This window comes from Aquitalea magnusonii (assembly GCF_002217795.2).
Lineage (GTDB): Bacteria > Pseudomonadota > Gammaproteobacteria > Burkholderiales > Chromobacteriaceae > Aquitalea > Aquitalea magnusonii_B.
Map to the genome: position 1 here is coordinate 2,693,762 of NZ_AP018823.1, position 20,393 is coordinate 2,714,154.

Sequence of the window (20,393 nt, forward strand, 5' to 3'; positions counted from 1 at the left end):
TAACCGCGCCAGCCGCTAGCCGCCGCCAGCCGGCACGGAACCGGCGGGCCTCTTGCTGGTCAACCCTTGCATCCTCCAGATAACGCACCATCATGCCGCACTCCCTGTTACGCCTGTTGTCCCCCTTGTGGCGCCTGCTGGCGCTGCTTGGCCTGCTCGGTCTGAGCACTGCCGCCATGGCGGTCAACCAGGAAGACCTGCTGCCACCGGAAAAGGCCTTTGCCGTCAGCGTGGAACGCCAGCCCGATCACCTGTTGCTGCAACTGAAGGTGGCGGATGGCTATTATGTCTACCGCGACCGCCTGTCCTTCACCACCGCCCCAGCCGGTCTGCTGGGTAGCCCGGAACTGCCAGCCGGCAAGGAAAAGCAGGACGCTTTTTTTGGCAAGCAGGTGATTTATCTTGGCCAGAAGCTGATCAAGCTGCCCTTGCATGCCGATGCCCCAGCGCAATTCCGGCTGGATGTAAAACTGCAGGGCTGTTCCAACGCCGGGGTGTGCTACCCGCCTTATACCCACCACCTGGACATCAATGCCTATGGCAGCGCCGGCAATGACAGCAGCAACTGGCTGGCCGAGGCGGTGCCGGGAAAGCCGGCGGGTAGTGGTGGCAATCTGGCGGCCAAGGGCTGGCTGGCCACGCTGGGCAGCTTCCTGCTGGCCGGCATCGGCATGGCCTTCACTGCCTGCATGTATCCGCTGCTACCCATTGTCTCTTCGCTGATTGCCGGTGAGGGCCAGCACATCACGCGCCGGCGCGGCTTCTGGCTGTCGCTGACTTATGTGCAGGGGCTGGCGCTCACCTACACCGTGATCGGCATCATTGCCGGGCTCACCGGCTCGCTGCTGACTGTCTGGCTGCAACAGCCTGCCGTCATTCTCAGTGCCAGCGTGCTGATGGTGGTGTTTGCCCTGTCCATGTTTGATCTGTACACCATCCAACTGCCTTCGGCACTGCAATCCCGGCTGGCCAATGCCTCCAACCGGCTGTCCGGCGGCAAGCTGGCCACGGTGTTTGCCATGGGCGCGCTGTCGGCGCTGATCATCGGCCCCTGCGTGGCACCGCCGCTGGCGCTGGCGCTGGGCTATATCGGCAGCACCGGCGATGCCGTGCTGGGCGGTGCCGCGCTGTATGCGATGGCGCTGGGGCTGGGCCTGCCGCTGATCCTGATCGGCACATTTGGCGGCCACGTGCTGCCGCGTGCCGGTGGCTGGATGAAGGCGGTGAAGGCCGCCTTTGGCGTGCTGATGCTGGCACTGGCGATCTGGATGGCCACGCCCTTCCTGCCCGCCATGCTGGTGCTGATACTGTGGGCGGCGCTGTGTGTGGGCTGTGCGGTGTTCCTGAAGGCGTTTGAAACCCTGCCGGGCAATGCCCACATCAGCCACAAGCTGGGCAAGGGCCTGGGCCTGCTGCTGTTCCTGGTGGGCGCGGCGCAGTTGGCCGGGGCGCTGGCCGGGGAAAGCGACCCACGCTATCCGCTGAAATGGCTGGCGGGTAACAAGGCGCAGGCCGGTGCCAGCCAGGCCATGCATTTTGGCCCGGTCAACGACATCGCCGGGCTGGATGCCGCACTGGCTGAGGCGCGGGCTGCCAGCAAGCCGCTGCTGCTGGACTTTTATGCCGACTGGTGTGTGTCGTGCAAGGAAATGGAAAGCGACACCTTCCCCGCCCCGGCCGTGACAGCCAAATTGCAAGGCTATGTGCTGCTGCGTGCCGACGTGACTGCCAACCTGCCAGCGCATCAGGCCCTGCTTAAACGCTTTGGCCTGTACGGCCCGCCGGGCATCATCCTGTTTGACCGCAAAGGCCAGGAGCGTGACCGCATCATTGGCTTTACCCCGGCTGCCGATTTTGCCCGCCGACTGTAAACCATGCGGCAGCAACCCAAACGTCATTAACATTTATCATCATTATCGCTAATATCCAGGATCAGTATGGGCAGGGCTCAGGCCCTGTGCGTACTGATCCTATTTTGCGTGCTATTCTGATAGCATTGTGCAGTGCAAAAACCGAGTCGTACTGACAGGCCATGCCAGCTGCTTGTGTGCCGTTAATGAAACCGCAGATGAATGTTGGGGGAGTTATGGGTCTCATGTTTTGGGTGAAGGGTGATCAGCCGGCCGCGAGCGGGCCGCAAGATACCGTGTCAGAAGATACCTTGCGCCGTACTGTCACCGCGCTGGCCGAGCGCGTTGGCCGGCTGGGCATTGAATCGGTGGAAATTGACGGCCGGGTGGACACGGTGCATGCGCGAGCCACCAGCCGCACAGAGAAAATGGCCTCGATGGTCGAGGCGGTGCATTCCCTGTCCGGTGCCAACACCCGTATCGGCGATGCGGCCGAATCCACCCATAAAAATGCCACCGAGGCGGCCACCTGCATGGAAGAAACCCGCGCCACCGTCAAAGTGGCACTGGATGCCATCCTGGAGCTGGTGGACGGTGTTGGCCAGATCGAAGCCAAGCTGCCGGAAATCCTCACCTCGCTGGAACATGTCTCCCAGGTTTCCAAAACGGTCAACGATGTCGCCAAGCAAACCAATCTGCTGGCGCTCAATGCGTCCATCGAGGCGGCCCGCGCCGGGGAAGCCGGTCGCGGTTTTGCCGTGGTGGCAGATAATGTGAAGAACCTGTCAGCCCAGACCGAGGGCGCGGTGCAAATGATTCAGGCCACGCTCAGCGCGCTGAGCAGCCAGGTGGATTCGCTGATTGCCAACAGCCGCGCCGCCTCGCAGGTTGCCCAGGCAGCACGTTCCGGCACCGGCGAGATTGGTTCGGCCGTTACCCGCATTGATCAGATCAGCAAGGATCTGGCCCAGGTCAAACAATCGGTGGCCGGGATTGTGGAAGAGGCGGTAGGCAACCGCGAACACTGCCGTCATATTGAAGAAGAAATCCGGGTTGTGGCGGAAACCACCCGCGAATCGCTGAAGGATATCGAAGTCATCAAGGGCCATACCGCCTCCTTGTTGAACATGAGCGAGGATCTGGTTTCGCTGACTTCCGAAGCCGGTATCAAGACGGTGGACACGCCGTTTATCGAGAAAATCGTGGCGTCGGCCAAGCAGGTGTCCACACTGTTTGAAGACGCGGTAAAACGCGGCGAAATTTCCATCAATGATCTGTTCGATACCCAGTACCAGCAAGTGCCGGATATCACCCCGCCGCATTACCTGACGCGCCACACCGAGTTCTGCGCCCGCCATCTGGGGCCGCTGTGCAATGAAATTGTCGACTCCTCGCCCGACATCATCGCCTGCACGCCGGGTGACATGAACAATTACTACCCGATCATCAACCGGGAATTTGCCAAACCGCCCACCAATGATCCGGTATGGAATGCAGCCAACTCCCGCGCCAGAACGCGTCAGTTGGACCGCACCTCGCTCAACCAGATGAAGACCAAGAAGCCGTTTCTGGTACAAACCTACCGCCGCAATATGGGGGGTGGCCGCTTTGACCTGATGAAAAACTATTCCGCCCCCATCGTGGTACAGGGCAGGCAGTGGGGCGTGCTGCGCATCATGGTCAAGGTGAAATGAAGGAGACCTGCCGCCTGAGGCCGCACGCTTTGCACCTTATGCTGGCTTGAAGTCCGCGGGTTGATCCATTAACGTGTCACACCATCGGGCAGGCTTTGTGCCTGCCTTTTCACTCAGACTCCGGATTTTCCTCATGCCACCCAAACCCTTTCCCAGCATCAGCGTGATGGCCGTATTGCGCGTCGCCGTCATGGGCCTGCTCATCCTGTCCTGCCTCAAGGTGATCCAGCCGTTTCTGGGAGCCCTCACCTGGGCTGCCATCATTGCCATTTCCGCCTGGCCGCTGTTCACCCGGCTGCGGCTGCGGCTCAATGGCCGCGCCAAGCTGGCCGCCATCATCATTGTCGGCGGGCTGTCGCTGACGCTGGCCATTCCCATCGGCCTGATGGCGCTGACGCTGGCCGACACCATTCCGCAACTGGCGTCCATGTCGCGTGACCTCACCAGCATCCACCTGCCGGATGCCCCAGCCTGGGTGCATACCCTGCCGCTGGTGGGCGAGTCACTGCACAAGTTCTGGGTGAGCGTGCAGGTGGACCTGCCAGGCTTCATCGATAAAATCCGCCCGGCCATCAACAAGGGCGCACTGTGGGCGCTGGAAAGCGGGGCCTCGGCCAGCCTGAGCATGCTGGAAATCGTGCTGGCCATCGTGGTTGCCGGCCTACTGCTGATCAATGGCGACAAGCTGTGGGATGGGGCCGAACTGGCCATCAGCAAGCTGGGCGGAGCCACCGCCGATGAATTGCCCGAGGTGATTGCCCGCACCATCCGCAGCGTCACCACCGGCGTGGTGGGTACCGCCCTGGCGCAAACCGTGCTGTGCGTGATCGGCCTGTTGATTGCCGGTGTGCCGGGTGCGCTGGTGCTGGGTTTTCTGTGCTTTATTGTGGCGGTGGCGCAACTGCCCACGCTGCTGATCTGGCTGCCTGCCGCCGCCTGGGTGTTCTACTCCGGTGAAACCGGCATGGGCATCTTCCTGCTGCTGTGGGGCTTCTTGCTGGTCAACACCATCGACAATGTGCTCAAGCCGCTGCTGATCAGCCAGGGCGCGCAAATGCCCTTGTCCATCATTTTCATGGGGGTGATTGGCGGCTTGCTGGCCTGGGGGCTGCTAGGCCTGTTCATCGGCCCCACCCTGCTGGCCGTGGGTTTTACCCTGTTCCGTCACTGGCTGCGGCCGGAGGATTACCCGGAGCCAGTCGAGGACAATGGACAACCCTGCGAGGAGCAGGAAGCGCCGCGCTAATCGGCTTGTACCACCATGCAAAAGCGCCCCGTGGGGGCGCTTTTGTTTTGGCCAGACACCGCGCTTACAGCAGTTCCAGCGCCACCGCCGTGGCCTCGCCACCGCCAATGCACAGGCTGGCCACGCCACGTTTGCCGCCATGCTGACGCAGCGCGGACAGCAAAGTCACCATCACCCGTGCGCCGGATGCGCCAATCGGGTGGCCCAGTGCGCAGGCCCCGCCATGCACGTTTACCTTGTCATGCGGCAGGCCCAGCTCCTGCATCGCTGCCATGGTGACCACGGCAAAGGCTTCGTTGATTTCAAACAGGTCGACATCGGCTACCGTCCAGCCGGTCCTGGCCAACAGTTTGCGCATGGCCCCCACCGGCGCGGTGGTGAACAGGCCCGGCTCCTGCGCGTGGGTGGCATGCGCCACCAAGCGGGCCAGCGGCTTGAGGCCACGGCGGGCGGCTTCGCTGGCCGTCATCAACACCAGCGCGGCGGCACCATCGGAAATGGAGCTGGAATTGGCCGCTGTCACCGTGCCGTCCTTGCGAAAAGCCGGTTTCAGGCTGGCAATCTTGTCCAGCTTTGCCTTGAGCGGCTGCTCGTCAATTTCCATGGCTTGCGTACCGGTCTTGCCCTCCACCAGCACCGGGGTGATTTCCTCGCGGAAGCGGCCCTCGGCAATGGCTTGCTGGGCGCGGGTGAGCGAGGCGATGGCAAAGGCATCCTGTGCTTCGCGGCTGAAGCCATAATCAGCAGCACAGTTTTCAGCAAACACGCCCATCAGCTTGCCCTTGTCGTAGGCATCTTCCAGCCCGTCGAGGAACATGTGGTCCTTGATTTCGCCATGCCCCAGGCGCAGGCCGCCGCGCGCCTTGGGAATCAGATAGGGCGAATTGCTCATGCTCTCCATGCCACCGGCCACCATCACGCTGGCCGAACCGGCCAGCAGCAGGTCGTGCGCCAGCATGGCAGCCTTCATGCCGGAGCCACACATCTTGTTGATGGTGGTGCAGCCGGTGGCCAGCGGCAGCCCGGCTCCCAGCGCAGCCTGGCGGGCCGGGGCCTGGCCCTGGCCGGCGGGCAGCACGCAGCCCATGATCACCTCGTCGACCTCCTCGGCAGCCACACCAGCCCGCTCTACGGCGGCGCGAATGGCGGCTGCACCCAGCTGGCTGGCCGTCTGGCTGGCAAACATGCCCTGAAAACCACCCATGGCGGTACGGGCCATGCCCACAATGACAATCGATTCTTGCTGTTGCATCTGTCTGTTCCTTCCTGAATGGCTTGCTTGCCCGGCTACGGTGTTGATGCTGCCTGTTTGCCCAGTGCCTTTTCGCACTGGCTGCGGATCTGGCTGATTTCCCCCATCACCACGCGGATGTCGTCCAGTTGTTCCTGCAATTGCTGTTCCTTGCGGCTGAGGATGCGGATGAACTCGCGCAGTTGCGGTTCGTCGTTGCTGGCGGCATCGTACAAATCGAACAGCTCGCGGATTTCCAGCAAGGACAGGCCGATACGCTTGCCACGCAAAATCAGCATCAACCGCACCCGGTCGCGCCGGGTATAGATGCGGCGCTGGCCATCGCGCTGTGGCTCCAGCAGCCCCTGGTCTTCGTAGAAGCGGATAGTGCGCGTGGTGACATCAAATTCCTGCGCCAACTGGCTGATGCTGTAGGTCACGCTTTGCATGCCTGTTCCCCTGTTGTTGTTTTGGCCCTGCCCTTTGCCTGCTGGCAGCAGACAGCCGTGTTTTGATCCCCGATGCCGGATTGTTGATTGACGTTGACGTAAACGTCAAGTTATTGTGATAAAAACAACGCAGGAGAACAGCACATGACAAGACAAAAAATCGGCGTGATTGGTGCAGGCACCATGGGCAACGGCATTGCCCAGGTATTTGCCATGCATGGCTTTGCAGTGCGGCTGGCCGATGTCAGTGAGGCAGCCCTGCACAAGGGCCTGGCTGCCATTGGCAACAGCCTGGCACGCATGGCGAAGAAAGGCAGCATTGCCGAAGCCGACATCGCCGGCATTCTGGCGCGCATCCACCCCACCACCCGGCTGGCCGAGCTGGCCGACCGCGACCTGGTGGTGGAAGCCGCCACCGAAAACCCGACCATCAAGGAAGCCATCTTCCGCGAACTGGGCAGCGTGGTGCGGGCGGATGCCATTCTGGCATCCAACACCTCGTCCATTTCGCTCACCCGCATTGCCGCCTGGGTGCCACAGCCCGAGCGCGTGGTGGGCATGCACTTCATGAACCCGGTTCCTCTAATGCAGTTGGTGGAAATCATCCGCGCCATCCAGACCGCCGACCACACTTACCAGAAGGTATTCGAGCTGGCGGTGGCGCTGGGCAAGACCCCGGTGACGGTGAAGGACGGGCCGGGCTTTGTCTCCAACCGCATCCTGATGCCGATGATCAACGAAGCGGCCTTTGCCCTGTTCGAGAACCTGGCCACCGCGGAGGACATCGACACCGTGATGAAGCTGGGCATGAACCACCCCATCGGCCCGCTGGCACTGGCCGACCTGATTGGCCTGGATACCTGCCTGTCCATCATGGACATCCTGTATAGCGAATTCCGTGACAGCAAATACCGCGCCTGCCCGCTGCTGGCACAACTGGTGGCGGCCGGGCATCTGGGGCGCAAGAGCGGCAAGGGTTTTTATCACTACGACTGACATACCAAGACGGCACGCAAGCCGCCAAGCACAGGAGAGTTGCAGATGAAACAGGCTGTTCCCAGCGTCAAGCTGCTGATCAACGGTGAATTTGTCGAATCACACAGCCAGGAGTGGCGCGACATCATCAACCCGGCCACGCAAGAAGTGCTGGCACGGGTCCCCATGGCCACCGCCGGGGAAGTCGAGGCCGCGGTCGCCAGCGCCAAAACGGCCTTCGCCAGCTGGAAGAAAACCCCCATCGGCAGCCGCGCACGGATTTTCCTCAAGTACCAACAGTTGATCCGCGAGCACATGAAAGAACTGGCCGCCCTGCTGACGGCGGAACAGGGCAAAACTCTGGCCGATGCCGAGGGCGATATCTTCCGCGGTCTGGAAGTGGTGGAACACGCCGCCAGCATTGGCAATCTGCAACTGGGTGAATACGCCGAAAACGTGGCCGGAGGGGTGGATACTTACACCGTGCAACAGCCGCTGGGCGTATGTGCCGGCATCACCCCCTTCAACTTCCCGGCCATGATTCCGCTGTGGATGTTCCCGATGGCCATTGCCACCGGCAATACCTTTGTGCTCAAACCATCCGAACAGGACCCGATGGTGACCATGCGGCTGGTGGAACTGGCCTTGCAGGCTGGCATCCCGGCGGGCGTGCTGAATGTGGTGCATGGCGGCGAAGCAGTGGTGAATGCCATTTGCGACCATCCGGACATCAAGGCCATTTCCTTTGTCGGCTCCAGCCGCGTCGGCACCCACGTTTACAACCGCGCCAGCCTGGCCGGCAAACGGGTGCAATGCATGATGGGGGCCAAGAACCACGCCATCGTGCTGCCGGACGCCAACAAGGAACAGGCGCTGAACCAGTTGACCGGCGCGGCATTTGGCGCAGCAGGCCAGCGTTGCATGGCCTTGAGCGTGGCGGTGCTGGTGGGTGAAGCCCGCAAATGGATTCCCGATCTGGTGGCTAAAGCCAAGTCCCTGCGCGTGGGTGCAGGCAAAGACAACCCGGACCTTGGCCCGCTGATTTCCTGCGCTGCCCGCGAACGGGTGAGCAGCCTGATTGCCAAGGGCGTGGCCGAAGGCGCGGTGCTGGAACTGGATGGCCGGGAAGTGCAAGTGGATGGCTACCCGGAGGGCAACTTTGTCGGCCCCACCATTTTCTCTGGCGTCACCACCGACATGGCGATTTACCGGCAGGAAATCTTCGGCCCGGTGCTGTGCCTGCTGGGCGTGGACACGCTGGACGAGGCCATTGCCATCATCAATGCCAATCCCAATGGCAACGGCACCGCCATCTTCACCCAAAGCGGCGCTGCCGCACGGCGCTTCCAGGAGGACATCGACGTCGGTCAGGTCGGCATCAATGTGCCGATTCCGGTGCCGGTGCCACTGTTCAGCTTTACCGGCTCGCGCGGCTCCAAACTGGGCGACCTCGGCCCTTACGGCAAACAGGTGATCCTGTTCTATACCCAGACCAAAACCGTCACCAGCCGCTGGTTCGACGACGAGGCCAGCAGCGGCAAGGTACACACCACCATTTCGCTGCGCTGAGTTGCACTGCTTAAGGCAGACCGATTCACGTCAGATAAAACAAGACCGCAGCAGGCCGCAATCCCCCACCGGCCCGGCTGCTGCAAGAGGAGAAACCGACATGGACTTTGCACTCAACGAACAGCAACTGGCCTTCCAGGACAGCGCGCGCGACTTTGCCAGCAGCCGCCTGGCCCCGTTCGCTGCCGAATGGGACCTGGAAGAAACCTTCCCGCTCGCCACCATCCGCGAAGCCGGTGACATGGGCTTTCTCGGCCTGTACACCCCGGAAAGCCACGGCGGGCTGGGCCTGTCGCGGCTGGATTCGGCCATCGTGTTTGAAGAACTGGCAACAGGCTGCACCTCCACCGCCGCTTATCTCACCATCCACAATATGGTGAGCTGGATGATTGCCAGCTTCGGCAGCGCCACGCTGGCCGGGGAATGGGTGCCGCGCATGGTGAGTGGCGAAGTGCTGGGCAGCTACTGTCTGACCGAGCCGGGTGCCGGCTCCGATGCCGCCTCGCTCAAGACCCGCGCCGAGAAAAAGGGCGAAGTCTATGTGCTGAACGGCAGCAAGATGTTTATCTCCGGCGCGGGCAGCACCGATGTGCTGGTGGTGATGGCCCGTACCGGCGGCCCCGGCCCCAAGGGCGTGTCAGCCTTTGTGGTGCCCGCCAACGCACCCGGCGTGCAGTACGGCAAGAAGGAAAAGAAAATGGGCTGGAACAGCCAGCCCACCCGCGCCATCACCTTCGACAATGTGGAAATTCCGGCGGGCAACCTGCTGGGCGAAGAAGGCATGGGCTTTGCCTATGCGATGAAAGGGCTGGATGGCGGCCGCATCAATATCGCCACCTGCGCCGTTGGCACCGCCCAGGCCGCGCTGAATGCCGCCCAGCGCTATGTGCAGGAGCGGCAGCAGTTCGGTCAGCCGCTGGCCGACTTCCAGACCGTGCAGTTCCGCCTGGCCGACATGCTGACCGAGCTGGTGGCCGCGCGGCAGATGGTACGTCTGGCCGCCTTCAAGCTGGACAGCGGCAGCAGCGACGCCAGTGCCTACTGTGCCATGGCCAAGCGCTTTGCCACCGATCTGTCATTCAATGTCGCCAATAATGCCTTGCAGCTGTTTGGCGGCTATGGCTACCTGAAGGACTTCCCGCTGGAACGCCATGTACGCGATGCCCGCGTACACCAGATTCTGGAAGGCACCAACGAGGTGATGCGCATGATCATCGCCCGGCAGTTGCTGAAGGACGGCGCGCTGGAGAGCATCCGTTGAACACGCATATGTACCCTGCTTGTGGGGTGCATGTTGCAATACAGGATTGAGGTTGTCGACGCAGCCACGGCCCCATCAAGCCTGCCGCCGGATGGCAGACCCGAGGTATTAAGCGGCTGCATGTTTGAGCCCTGCGACGTTAGCGCAGGGCGAGTTCAGCCGCGCCTCGGGGCTGACAGGATCCGGCGGGCAGCCGCAGGCCAGGCTTGCCCGGGGTGGCCTTTAGGGGTGGAGGGGATATTTGGCCACGCAAATATCCCCTCCCTGCCGCCGGGCAGCCCCGGCAAACCAAGCCGGCATCCGCGCAGCGGATTCAGGACAACAAAGATCGTATACAGACTGTAGGCACTACTTACCAATGATCGGGAACGCCATGACACATTACGCTCATCTGCAAGTGGAAAAACGCGGCCATACTGCGCAAGTCACCATCGATAACCCGCCAGCCAACACCTGGAACCGCGCCAGCCTGAACGCGCTCAAGCAACTGGTGGCAGACCTGAACGCGGACGACAACATTTACGCGCTGGTGATCACCGGCAGCGGCAGCAAGTTCTTCTCCGCCGGGGCCGACCTCAATCTGTTTGCCGACGGCAACAAGCTGGTGGCTACCGAAATGACCATGCTGTTCGGCGAGGCCTTCGAGGCGCTGGCCGCCTTCCGTGGTGTCAGCATTGCCGCCATCAACGGCTATGCCATGGGCGGCGGGCTGGAATGCGCGCTGGCCTGCGACATCCGCATTGCCGAAGTCCAGGCACAAATGGCGCTGCCGGAAGCCGCGGTCGGCCTGCTGCCTTGTGCAGGCGGCACCCAGCAGCTGCCATGGCTGGTAGGCGAAGGCTGGGCCAAGCGCATGATTCTGTGTGGCGAGCGGGTGGATGCCGACACCGCCGAACGCATCGGTCTGGTGGAAGAAGTGGTCGGTCAGGGCCAGGCGCTGGAAGCCGCGCTCAAGCTGGCGGAAAAAGTGGCGCGCCAGTCGCCCTCCTCGGTCAAGGTGTGCAAGCAACTGGTACAGCGCGCGCGCATCGAGCCGCCCAGCTATAACCTGATTCACGAGCGCGAGCAGTTCATCAAGCTGTTCGATACCGCCGACCAGCAAGAAGGCGTGCAGGCCTTTCTGGCCAAGCGCAGCCCGCAATGGCACAACCGCTGACAGGAGCCGTCATGCCCGATGTTGTCTTGTTTGAAGAACGCCGCTGTGCCGATGGCAAACGCATCGGCATTGCCACCCTCAACAGCGAAAAATCGCTCAATGCGCTGACGCTGGAGATGATCCGCCTGCTGCAAGCCAAGCTTGCCGCCTGGGAAGCTGACTCCGGCATCGCCGCAGTACTGCTGCGCGGTGCTGGCGAAAAGGCCTTCTGCGCCGGTGGCGATGTGCGCGCCCTGCGCGATGCGCTGCTGAGCGACGACAGCCACCCGCAGCCGCAGGCGCTGGCCTTCTTCCGCGAAGAATACACGCTGGACTACCACATCCACTGCTATGCCAAGCCGCTCATCGTGTGGGGCCACGGCATCGTGATGGGTGGCGGGCTGGGCCTGATGGCCGGGGCCAGCCACCGCGTGGCCACCAGTGCCACCCGCATTGCCATGCCGGAAATCACCATCGGCTTGTATCCGGACGTGGCCGGCAGCTGGTTTCTGCAACGCATGCCGGCACGGGTCGGCCTGTTCCTCGGCCTGACCGGCGCGCCACTGAATGCACATGATGCGCTGATCTGCAATCTGGCCGACCACGTACTGGCCAGCGACGCCTGGCCGCAGTTGCTGGAGCAGCTGCAACAGCAATACTGGGATGCCGACAGCGCCACCCGCAGCGCCCAGGTTTCCTCCCTGCTCAGCCAGCTGGAGCAGGCCGCACGCAACAACCTGCCAGCGTCCAATATCGCCCGCAACCTGCTGACCATTCATCAGCTGATGAGCATGGGCGACCTCGCCACAGTGGCCGATGCCCTGGGTACGCAACAGTTCGATGACGACTGGCTGGCCAGTGCGGCCAAAAATTTCCGCCACGGCTGCCCGGTGTCCGCCGCCGTGACCTGGGAAATCTTCCAGCGCGCCCGCCACCTGTCGCTGGCCGAAGCGCTGCGCATGGAGCTGATTTTGTCACTCAACTTCTGCCACAAACCGGACTTCCGCGAAGGCGTGCGCGCGCTGCTGGTGGACAAGGACAGGCAACCGCAATGGCATTACCGCCAGTTGGCCGACATCCCGCAGGACTGGGTGGACAGCCACTTTGTGGCACCGTGGCCGGCAGAGCAGCACCCTTTGGCCACCTTGCCTTAAGTACAACAAATGAGGAGAGAGACAATGACACACATCGCCTTCATCGGACTGGGCAATATGGGTGGGCCGATGGCGCTCAATCTGGTGGCCAAGGGTTTTAGCGTCGCCGCTTTCGATCTGTCCGCCGACGCGTTGGCCAGGCTGCACGCCGCCGGTGCCCGTGCCGCCAGCAGCGCGCTGGACGCCGTGCAAGGTGCCAGCGTGGTGATTTCCATGCTACCGGCCGGCAAGCATGTGCAGGCGTTGTATCTGGGCGAGCAAGGGCTGTTTGCCAGCCTGCCCAAGGGTAGGCTGGTGATTGACTGCAGCACTATTGCCGCCAGCGATGCGCGCAAGGTGGCCGATGCTGCCACCGCAGCAGGCCTGCGCATGCTGGACGCGCCGGTTTCCGGCGGCACCGCCGGGGCCGCTGCCGCTACGCTCACCTTTATTGTTGGCGGAGCGACAGAGGATGTGGCCGAAGCACGCCCGCTGCTGGAGGCCATGGGCAAGAACATTTTCCACGCCGGTGGCAACGGCGCGGGCCAGACCGCCAAGATCTGCAACAATATGTTGCTGGGCATCCTGATGGCCGGTACCGCCGAGGCGCTGGCGCTGGGAGTGAAGAACGGGCTGGATCCGAAAGTGCTGTCCGACATCATGCGCAACAGTTCCGGTCGCAACTGGGCGCTGGAGCTGTACAACCCCTGGCCTGGCGTGATGGAAACTGCCCCGGCCAGCCGTGGCTATGACGGCGGCTTCATGAGCGAGCTGATGCTCAAAGACCTGGGCCTGGCCGAAACCACCGCGCTGGACAGCCATGCCGCCACACCACTGGGCGCGCTGGCGCGCAATCTGTATGAAAGCCATGTGGCAGCAGGCAAGGGCAAGCTGGATTTTTCCAGCATCCTGCAACACTTTCACCTGCTGGATTGAAACCGTTTCTTTGCCTGCCTCACCCGGCCTGGTGCCGGGTTTTTTCTTGTCTGTGCGGCAGCTTGCCGGACCATTCGGCCTGTTGCAGCAAGAAGGCGGAAACCTCGCGGCTGGCTGGTAGTCCAAAGTCTTTCATGACGACGTATTCAACCGCTCAGGAAAACAGCCATGAAAACCAGAAAACTGCTTGCCTCCGCCCTGCTGCTGGCTGCCGCCAGCCAGGCATCCAGCGCCGCCGGAGTGCTGAATGTGTATAACTGGTCGGATTACATTGCCAAGGACACCATTCCCGGCTTTGAAAAACAGACCGGCATCAAGGTGCGCTACGACAATTACGACAGCAATGAAACCCTGCAATCCAAGCTGCTGACCGGCAGCTCCGGCTACGATATCGTCACCCCCACCTCGGACTTCATGGCCAAGCAGATTCAGGCCGGTGCCTTCCAGAAGCTGGACAAGAGCAAGCTGCCCAATCTGCGTAATCTGGACCCTGCGCTGATGGCCAAGATAGCCGGAGCCGACCCAGGCAATCTGTATGGCGTACCCTGGGCCTATGGCACCGATGGCCTGGGCTACAACCTGAGCAAGGTGCAGCCGCTATTGGGCAAGGACACGCCGCTGGACGACTGGGACAATCTGTTCAACCCGCAAAAGGCGGCAAAACTGAAAGGCTGCGGCATTTCGGTACTGGACGATGCCAAGGCCGTGTTCGCCACCACCCTGCACTATCTGGGTAAAAACCCCAACAGCCGTAATCAGGCTGACTATCAGGCAGCCTTCCAGACCCTGCAAAAAATCCGTCCCTATATCAAACGCTTCAGCTCGTCCGGCTATATCAACGAACTGGCCAATGGCGACATCTGCATGGTGCTGGGCTACTCCGGCGACGTGGTGATTGCCAAGACGCGGGCAGCCGAAGCCAAACGCCCTTATCAATTGGCCTATTACATCCCCAAGACCGGTGCGCCACTGTGGTTTGACGTGATGGTGATTCCCAAGGGGGCCAAGAATGTCGATTCCGCCCTGCAATGGATCAACTACATGCAAACCCCGCAGGTGAACGCCGGCATCACCAATACCGTGTTCTACCCCACCGCCAATGCGGCGGCACGCAAGTTCGTGAAACCGGAGATTGCCAACGACCCGGCCATCTACCCGCCACCTGCCCTCATCAACAAGCTGTTCCTGCTGGAGCCGGTACCCGCTGACATCATGCGGCTGCAAAACCGGCTGTGGACGCAGCTGAAGACCGGGCGCTGAGCGGCAAGGTCCAGTAAAACAAAAAAGGGGCGCAAAGCCCCTTTGTCAGTTGTGCCACACAACAGATCAAGACCGTTCGCGCAAGGTATACCCCGCCGCCGTCAGTGCCTTGCGCCATTCGGCAATGGCAATGTCCACCAACTGGCGCTGGCCGGTGAAACCAAAGTCGATATGCATCTGCGGGATGGTGTCGCTGCCAAAGCTGGGCAAGCTGGACAGCTTGAGGGCAGGATAGCGCTGACTGAAATCCTGCATCAGGGTGATCAGGTCACCCTCGCGCGCGTCCAGCGCAATCACGCCCTGCTCCACATCCGGGCTGTCATTGAACAGATGGCGGTACTGGCTATCCAGCACCCATTCGATCATCGGCCAGGCCATGGCGGGAAAGCCCGGCACGAAATGCACATCACCATGCGAGAAACCGGCAATCTGGTTCACCGGATTGGGGATGATGCGGCTGCCTGACGGGAACATCGCCATATTGATGCGGTGCGGATAAGCATCCTCGCCAAAGCGTGCCTCGATCAGCGCACCGGCTTCGGGGTGAACCTCCAGCGGCAAGCACAGCGCCTGTCCGGCACAGCGGCGGGTATGGTCGTCCGGGGTGGCACCAATGCCGCCAAAACTGAACACCAGTTCGCCGCTGGCAAAGGCACGCTGCAAGGCGGCGGTGATGCGTGCCGGGTCGTCACCCACGTATTCCGCAGCGGCCAGGCTCAGGCCACGCGCCGCCAGAATGCGGATCAGGGATTGCAAATGCTTGTCCTGCCGTTTGCCGGACAATAATTCATCGCCGATGATGATGGCTGCAACGTTCACGCTTCACACCTCTTGCTCGGAGTTGACCCGGCCTCAGTCTGGCTGCGTGGTCCTGCCGTGCAACCAGCCTTGTACCGAGTAAAAGAAAATGCCCAGCCATTCGCGCAAGGCGGAATGGCATTCCTGCATGGCCCGCCCGGTGGGCAGATACCAGGCCAGCCCTGCGCCATCATAACGGACAAAACCGGTGGGTGCAGGCAGTACATGCAGGCCCTGGGCCTGGAAAAACGGCAGCGCGCGGCGCAGATGCCAGCCCTGGCTGACCAGCACAATGCGGCTGATGCCGGCCTGTTTCAGCATGAGGGCACTGTAGCGGGCATTCTCCAGCGTGGTGATGGACTGCATCTCCACCCATCGCACCGGCAGGCCGTAATCCTGTTGCAGGGTACGCGCCATCACCTCGCCTTCCGGCTCACCACCATAGGGTGAACCGCCGGTCACCAGCAGGGGCAGATGGGTATGCCGTGCCAGAAAAGCGGCGTAGCGCAGCCGGGTCTGGGTATCGGCACTGGGTTCATTACGGTCATATTCGGGAGCCGGTTTCTTGCCGCCGCCCAGCACCACGATGGCCTGTTGCTGTTGCAGCTGGGCCATGCTTGCCACCGGGTAACGTTCCAGTCCGGCATTCAGCCACATGGCAGTACGCGGGATGGACAATAGATAGGCCAGCAGCAGGCCAAGACAGACCAGGCTAGTTGCGATGGCAGGCGCACGGCGGCGCAGCAGCAGGCCCAGCAGCACCGGCAGGATGAAGAGCAGCGGGGGCAATAAAAAGGCCCCGAAGAGCTGGTGGACCAGTACTTCGGGGCTAATCGTTGCTGTCATTGAAGACTCTTTTGCTTACTCGCCGAGATAAGCGTTACGCACGCGTTCGTCGTCGAGCAATTCGCGCGCCGGACCACTCATGGTGATACGGCCGCTTTCCATCACATAACCGCGCTGGGACACTTCCAGGGCCAGTTTGGCGTTCTGCTCCACCAGCAGCATGGTCACGCCTTCCTTGGCAATCATCTGGATGATTTCGAAGATCTTTTCCACGATGATCGGTGCCAGACCCATGGACGGCTCATCCAGCAACAGCAGCTTGGGCTTGGACAGCATGGCACGGCCCATGGCCACCATTTGCTGTTCGCCACCGGACAGGGTGCCGGCCAGTTGCTTGAAACGCTCTTTCAGGCGCGGGAACAGTTCGTACACGCGCTCGATTTCGCTCTGGATGGCAGCCTGGTCGTTACGGTAGTAGGCACCCATTTGCAGGTTTTCTTCCACCGTCAGCTTGCCAAAGATGCCACGGCCTTCCGGAACCATCACCAGGCCATGACGCACGTAGTCGTGCGAGGCAATGGTGCCGTTCAGCTTGCCATCGTAAGTGATGCTGCCGCCGGACGGCTTCACCATGCCGATCAGGGTTTTCAGGGTGGTGGTCTTGCCGGCACCGTTGGCACCGATCAGGGTGACCAGCTCGCCCTGGTTGATGTGGAAATCCACGCCACGAACAGCCTGAATGCCGCCGTAAGCCACTTGCAGGTTTTTAACTTCCAGAAGGCTCATGCGTGTGCCGCTCCCAGGTAAGCTTCAATCACTTTCGGGTTCTTGCGTACTTCTTCCGGGATGCCTTCGGCAATTTTCTTGCCGTAATCCAGCACCGCGATGCGATCGCACAGACCCATCATGAGTTTGACATCGTGTTCAATCAGCAAAACCGTCACGCCGCTCTTGGCGATCTTGCTCATCAGTTCCTTGAGCTCTTCGGTTTCACGCGGGTTCATACCGGCAGCCGGTTCGTCCAGCGCCAGCAGCTTGGGCTCGGTGGCCAGCGCGCGGGCGATTTCCAGACGACGCTGGTGGCCGTAGGACAGGTTACGGGCACGTTCGTCGGCCACGTCGGCAATACCTACGTATTCCAGCAGTTCCCAAGCCTTGGCGGTAATCGCCTTTTCTTCCTCGCGGGTACGGCGGTCACGCAGTACCGCGCCCAGGGCACCGGCCTTGGAGCGGATGTGGCGACCCACCATCACGTTTTCCAGCGCGGTCATTTCCGCAAACAAACGGATGTTCTGGAAGGTACGGGCGATACCGGCATTCACCACGATGTGCGGCTTGGCCTGGAACAGATCCTTGCCGTCAAAGGTGAAAGAACCTTCGTCCGGCACGTACAGGCCGGTCAGCACATTGAACAGCGTGGTCTTGCCGGCGCCGTTCGGGCCGATCAGACCGTAGATTTCACCCTTGTTAATGGTCAGGCCGACATCGCTCAGTGCGTGCAGACCGCCAAAACGCTTGTTGATGCCTTCGATTTTCAGCAGTACTTCAGCCATGACTTAACCTTTCTGCGCAGCCGCTTCTTTGGCGTCCTTGAATTCTGCCTTGCGGCGCTTGGACGGCAGCATGCCTTCCGGACGAACCAGCATCATCACCACCATGGCCATACCAAACAGCAGCATGCGGGCGTTTTCCGGGTCGATCAGCATGCGACCCATGGTCTTCATCTGCAGCGGGCCAATCACGTCACGCAGGATTTCCGGCGCGATGGTCAGCACGACCGCACCCAGGATCACACCGGCGATATTACCCATACCACCCAGAACGATCATGGCCAGGATCATGATGGATTCCAGCAAGCTGAAGGATTCCGGCGAGACAAAACCCTGGAAGGCAGAGAACAGGCCACCAGCCACACCACCGGACAGCGCACCCAGGGCAAAGGCCAGCAGCTTGATGTTGCGGATGTTGATACCCATGGCCGAAGCGGCAATCTGGTCTTCACGCAGCGCCACCCAGGCACGGCCAATACGGGAGTGTTGCAGGCGGGAAGCCATGATCACCACCACCACGGTCAGCACCAGGAACAGGTAGTAATACAGATAGACCGGCGGCAGGGATATGCCGAACAGGTTGATCGGCGAACCCAGGTCAGCACCGCCAACGCGGATCGGGTCGATCAGGTTGATACCTTGCGGGCCGTTGGTGATGTTGACCGGCGCGTTCAGGTTGTTCATGAAGATACGGATGATTTCACCAAAACCCAGCGTCACGATGGCCAGATAGTCACCCTTCAGGCGCAGTACCGGGGTACCGAGCAGAATGCCGAAGAAGGCGGCAAACAGCGCCCCCAGCGGAATGGTGACATAGAAGGGCCAGTGAATGCCAAAGTGCGGCGAACCCAGCAATGCGTAGGTGTAGGCACCCACGGCATAGAAGGCGATGAAGCCCAGGTCGAGCAGGCCGGCAAAGCCCACCACGATGTTCAGGCCCAGTGCCAGCATCACGTACAACAATGCGAAGTCGACGATACGCACCCAGGAATTACCCAGCGCGCCGCCTACCACGAAGGGCAGTACGCACAGGGCAATGCCGCAGGCGATGAACAGCCCGAGTTTTTTGGAATCGAGTGCCTTGCTCATGTTATTTCTCCCCCAGATCAGGCACGGTCAGCCATTTTTTCGCCCAGCAGGCCGGACGGACGGAAAATCAGCACCAGGATCAGCACCATGAAGGCAAAGATGTCCTGATAGTTGGAACCCAGGAAGCCACCGGTCAGTTGACCGATATAACCGGCACCCAGGCTTTCGATGATGCCCAGCAGGATGCCGCCGGCCACTGCACCGCCCAGATTGCCGATACCACCGAGCACTGCAGCGGTAAACGCTTTCAGGCCGATCATGAAGCCCATGTAGTAGTGGGCCTGGTCGTAGTTGGTGGCAACCATCACGCCAGCCACCGCACCCAGGGCGGAACCCAGCACGAAGGTGGCGGAGATGATGGTATTGACGTTGACACCCATCAGGCCGGCCACCGCCGGGTTCTGACTGGTGGCACGCATGGCGCGACCCAGCTTGGTCTTCTCTACCATCACCAGCAGGCCGGCCATGATGGCCAGGCACAGCACCACGATGATGATCTGCAGCTTGGTAATGGTGGCACCGAAGATTTCCACGGTGTCATGGTTCAGCACTTGCGGGAAGGGGATGTAGTTACGACCCCAGATCAGGATGGCCACCTGCTGCAGTACGATGGACAAACCAATCGCAGTAATCAGCGGGGCCAGACGCTGGGCGCCACGCAAGGGGCGGTAAGCCACCCGCTCGATGACAAAGCCCAGCAACATGCAGGCCGGAATGGCCACCAGCATGCCGATCAGCACAATAGCCCAACCAGGCAGGTTGACACCTGCATTGGTCAGAGCGGATACCACCGAAATGGTCACCATGGCACCAAACATCACGACTTCGCCATGGGCAAAGTTGATGAGGCCCATGATCCCGTACACCATGGTGTAACCCAGCGCGATCAGCGCATAGATACTACCGAGTACCAGACCATTGAGGATCTGTTGGAAAAAAATGTCCACGTGGGAGATCTCCTTTGATTAAACGACCCAGCAGCTTGTAGGGCTTCCCCTCTTCTTATGCCACCTGTTGTTGTAGCCTGTCGCATCGAACCATTTATCTGGCTTCTGTCTGACAGCCGCACGGATTATGCGTGTGGATTCAATCGACTGTCAATCTTAAAAACCGGCGAAAAACAGCCAAAAAGCAAATCATTTAAAATTTGCGCAAGTTATTGATTTTATTGATTTTTATCAAGCAATAACGCTGCGCCGCAACAAGATAAAATTGGATATCTTCGCTGCGTCATAACACTCCACCACCAGGCCCCATTTTCACATTTTTGACATGTTTCTCCTTGAAATTATTCGCTTCCGAAAAGAAATGTTCATTCACATTCCAATGCGAACATAGAATTTTCGCAGTCATTCGAATGTATACAATCTTCGGGATACAATCCCAATCATTACAGCAGCACATGGCTTGCCAGAAAAATTTCATGGCTCG

18 protein-coding genes are annotated in these 20,393 nt (G+C 60.9%); 10 read left to right on the plus strand and 8 right to left on the minus strand.

Going from position 1 to position 20,393, the window contains the following annotated elements:
• The first annotated feature begins 92 nt into the window (after positions 1 to 92).
• From dsbD to DLM_RS12805, 3 genes are all read left to right on the plus strand, one after another.
• A complete protein-coding gene (gene dsbD / locus DLM_RS12795; RefSeq protein WP_089086009.1) occupies positions 93 to 1,871 on the plus strand; it encodes a protein-disulfide reductase DsbD in 1,779 nt (592 codons plus the stop codon).
• Positions 1,872 to 2,146: 275 nt separating this feature from the next.
• Positions 2,147 to 3,544, plus strand: a complete 1,398-nt coding sequence (locus tag DLM_RS12800) for a methyl-accepting chemotaxis protein (RefSeq protein ID WP_167467104.1) — start codon at positions 2,147 to 2,149, stop codon at positions 3,542 to 3,544.
• A 133-nt stretch (positions 3,545 to 3,677) separates the two neighbouring features.
• Entirely contained in the window at positions 3,678 to 4,790 is a 1,113-nt protein-coding gene (locus tag DLM_RS12805; RefSeq protein WP_089086007.1) for an AI-2E family transporter, read from the plus strand.
• 64 nt (positions 4,791 to 4,854) lie between these two features.
• On the opposite strand, the gene DLM_RS12810 is transcribed toward DLM_RS12805, so the two are convergent.
• Together DLM_RS12810 and DLM_RS12815 are read right to left on the minus strand one after the other, a co-directional pair.
• The gene (locus tag DLM_RS12810; RefSeq protein ID WP_089086006.1) at positions 4,855 to 6,042 is read right to left on the minus strand and encodes an acetyl-CoA C-acetyltransferase; all 1,188 of its coding nucleotides are present in this window, start codon (positions 6,040 to 6,042) and stop codon (positions 4,855 to 4,857) included.
• 35 nt (positions 6,043 to 6,077) lie between these two features.
• A complete protein-coding gene (locus DLM_RS12815; protein WP_089086005.1) occupies positions 6,078 to 6,470 on the minus strand; it encodes a MerR family transcriptional regulator in 393 nt (130 codons plus the stop codon).
• A gap of 144 nt (positions 6,471 to 6,614) precedes the next feature.
• Here DLM_RS12815 and DLM_RS12820 point away from each other — a divergent pair, with 144 nt between their 5' ends.
• From DLM_RS12820 to DLM_RS12850, 7 genes are all read left to right on the plus strand, one after another.
• The gene (locus tag DLM_RS12820; protein ID WP_089086004.1) at positions 6,615 to 7,466 is read left to right on the plus strand and encodes a 3-hydroxybutyryl-CoA dehydrogenase; all 852 of its coding nucleotides are present in this window, start codon (positions 6,615 to 6,617) and stop codon (positions 7,464 to 7,466) included.
• A gap of 45 nt (positions 7,467 to 7,511) precedes the next feature.
• Positions 7,512 to 9,014, plus strand: coding sequence for a CoA-acylating methylmalonate-semialdehyde dehydrogenase (locus tag DLM_RS12825; RefSeq protein WP_089086003.1), 1,503 nt, complete (start codon positions 7,512 to 7,514; stop codon positions 9,012 to 9,014).
• 100 nt (positions 9,015 to 9,114) lie between these two features.
• Positions 9,115 to 10,275: an acyl-CoA dehydrogenase family protein gene (locus DLM_RS12830; protein ID WP_089086002.1), complete on the plus strand. Its 1,161-nt coding sequence runs from the start codon at positions 9,115 to 9,117 to the stop codon at positions 10,273 to 10,275.
• Between the two features lie 373 nt (positions 10,276 to 10,648).
• Entirely contained in the window at positions 10,649 to 11,431 is a 783-nt protein-coding gene (locus DLM_RS12835; protein ID WP_089086345.1) for an enoyl-CoA hydratase, read from the plus strand.
• Between the two features lie 11 nt (positions 11,432 to 11,442).
• Positions 11,443 to 12,564 carry an enoyl-CoA hydratase/isomerase family protein gene (locus DLM_RS12840; RefSeq protein ID WP_089086344.1) on the plus strand — a complete coding sequence of 374 codons (1,122 nt, stop codon included), beginning with the start codon at positions 11,443 to 11,445 and terminating at the stop codon, positions 12,562 to 12,564.
• Positions 12,565 to 12,588: 24 nt separating this feature from the next.
• The gene (gene mmsB / locus DLM_RS12845) at positions 12,589 to 13,479 is read left to right on the plus strand and encodes a 3-hydroxyisobutyrate dehydrogenase (RefSeq protein ID WP_089086001.1); all 891 of its coding nucleotides are present in this window, start codon (positions 12,589 to 12,591) and stop codon (positions 13,477 to 13,479) included.
• A 168-nt stretch (positions 13,480 to 13,647) separates the two neighbouring features.
• On the plus strand, positions 13,648 to 14,739 hold the full coding sequence (locus DLM_RS12850) for a polyamine ABC transporter substrate-binding protein (RefSeq protein ID WP_089086000.1): 1,092 nt from the start codon (positions 13,648 to 13,650) through the stop codon (positions 14,737 to 14,739).
• 66 nt (positions 14,740 to 14,805) lie between these two features.
• On the opposite strand, the gene DLM_RS12855 is transcribed toward DLM_RS12850, so the two are convergent.
• The 6 genes from DLM_RS12855 to DLM_RS12880 are packed head-to-tail and all read right to left on the minus strand — an operon-like array spanning position 14,806 to position 19,909.
• Positions 14,806 to 15,558 (minus strand): competence/damage-inducible protein A, encoded by a 753-nt coding sequence (locus DLM_RS12855; RefSeq protein ID WP_089085999.1) that lies wholly within the window; start codon positions 15,556 to 15,558, stop codon positions 14,806 to 14,808.
• A 33-nt stretch (positions 15,559 to 15,591) separates the two neighbouring features.
• Positions 15,592 to 16,383, minus strand: coding sequence for a YdcF family protein (locus DLM_RS12860; RefSeq protein WP_089085998.1), 792 nt, complete (start codon positions 16,381 to 16,383; stop codon positions 15,592 to 15,594).
• Between the two features lie 15 nt (positions 16,384 to 16,398).
• Complete coding sequence (locus DLM_RS12865) at positions 16,399 to 17,109, minus strand: ABC transporter ATP-binding protein (protein ID WP_089085997.1); 711 nt, start codon at positions 17,107 to 17,109, stop codon at positions 16,399 to 16,401.
• Positions 17,106 to 17,876 carry an ABC transporter ATP-binding protein gene (locus DLM_RS12870; protein WP_089085996.1) on the minus strand — a complete coding sequence of 257 codons (771 nt, stop codon included), beginning with the start codon at positions 17,874 to 17,876 and terminating at the stop codon, positions 17,106 to 17,108. The genes DLM_RS12865 and DLM_RS12870 overlap by 4 nt, the downstream gene beginning before the upstream one ends.
• A 3-nt stretch (positions 17,877 to 17,879) precedes the next feature.
• Entirely contained in the window at positions 17,880 to 18,962 is a 1,083-nt protein-coding gene (locus DLM_RS12875; protein ID WP_089085995.1) for an ABC transporter permease subunit, read from the minus strand.
• 17 nt (positions 18,963 to 18,979) lie between these two features.
• On the minus strand, positions 18,980 to 19,909 hold the full coding sequence (locus DLM_RS12880; RefSeq protein WP_089085994.1) for a branched-chain amino acid ABC transporter permease: 930 nt from the start codon (positions 19,907 to 19,909) through the stop codon (positions 18,980 to 18,982).
• Positions 19,910 to 20,393 lie beyond the last annotated feature (484 nt).

Coding starts and splice junctions, on each gene's coding strand:
- DLM_RS12810 (WP_089086006.1), bottom strand. CDS start 6,042: ATGCAACAGCAAGAATCGATTGTCATTGTGGGCATGGCCCGTACCGCC.
- DLM_RS12820 (WP_089086004.1), top strand. CDS start 6,615: ATGACAAGACAAAAAATCGGCGTGATTGGTGCAGGCACCATGGGCAAC.
- DLM_RS12865 (WP_089085997.1), bottom strand. CDS start 17,109: ATGAGCCTTCTGGAAGTTAAAAACCTGCAAGTGGCTTACGGCGGCATT.
- DLM_RS12805 (WP_089086007.1), top strand. CDS start 3,678: ATGCCACCCAAACCCTTTCCCAGCATCAGCGTGATGGCCGTATTGCGC.
- DLM_RS12830 (WP_089086002.1), top strand. CDS start 9,115: ATGGACTTTGCACTCAACGAACAGCAACTGGCCTTCCAGGACAGCGCG.
- DLM_RS12840 (WP_089086344.1), top strand. CDS start 11,443: ATGCCCGATGTTGTCTTGTTTGAAGAACGCCGCTGTGCCGATGGCAAA.
- DLM_RS12825 (WP_089086003.1), top strand. CDS start 7,512: ATGAAACAGGCTGTTCCCAGCGTCAAGCTGCTGATCAACGGTGAATTT.
- DLM_RS12835 (WP_089086345.1), top strand. CDS start 10,649: ATGACACATTACGCTCATCTGCAAGTGGAAAAACGCGGCCATACTGCG.
- DLM_RS12870 (WP_089085996.1), bottom strand. CDS start 17,876: ATGGCTGAAGTACTGCTGAAAATCGAAGGCATCAACAAGCGTTTTGGC.
- DLM_RS12875 (WP_089085995.1), bottom strand. CDS start 18,962: ATGAGCAAGGCACTCGATTCCAAAAAACTCGGGCTGTTCATCGCCTGC.
- DLM_RS12850 (WP_089086000.1), top strand. CDS start 13,648: ATGAAAACCAGAAAACTGCTTGCCTCCGCCCTGCTGCTGGCTGCCGCC.
- DLM_RS12815 (WP_089086005.1), bottom strand. CDS start 6,470: ATGCAAAGCGTGACCTACAGCATCAGCCAGTTGGCGCAGGAATTTGAT.
- dsbD (WP_089086009.1), top strand. CDS start 93: ATGCCGCACTCCCTGTTACGCCTGTTGTCCCCCTTGTGGCGCCTGCTG.
- DLM_RS12860 (WP_089085998.1), bottom strand. CDS start 16,383: ATGACAGCAACGATTAGCCCCGAAGTACTGGTCCACCAGCTCTTCGGG.
- mmsB (WP_089086001.1), top strand. CDS start 12,589: ATGACACACATCGCCTTCATCGGACTGGGCAATATGGGTGGGCCGATG.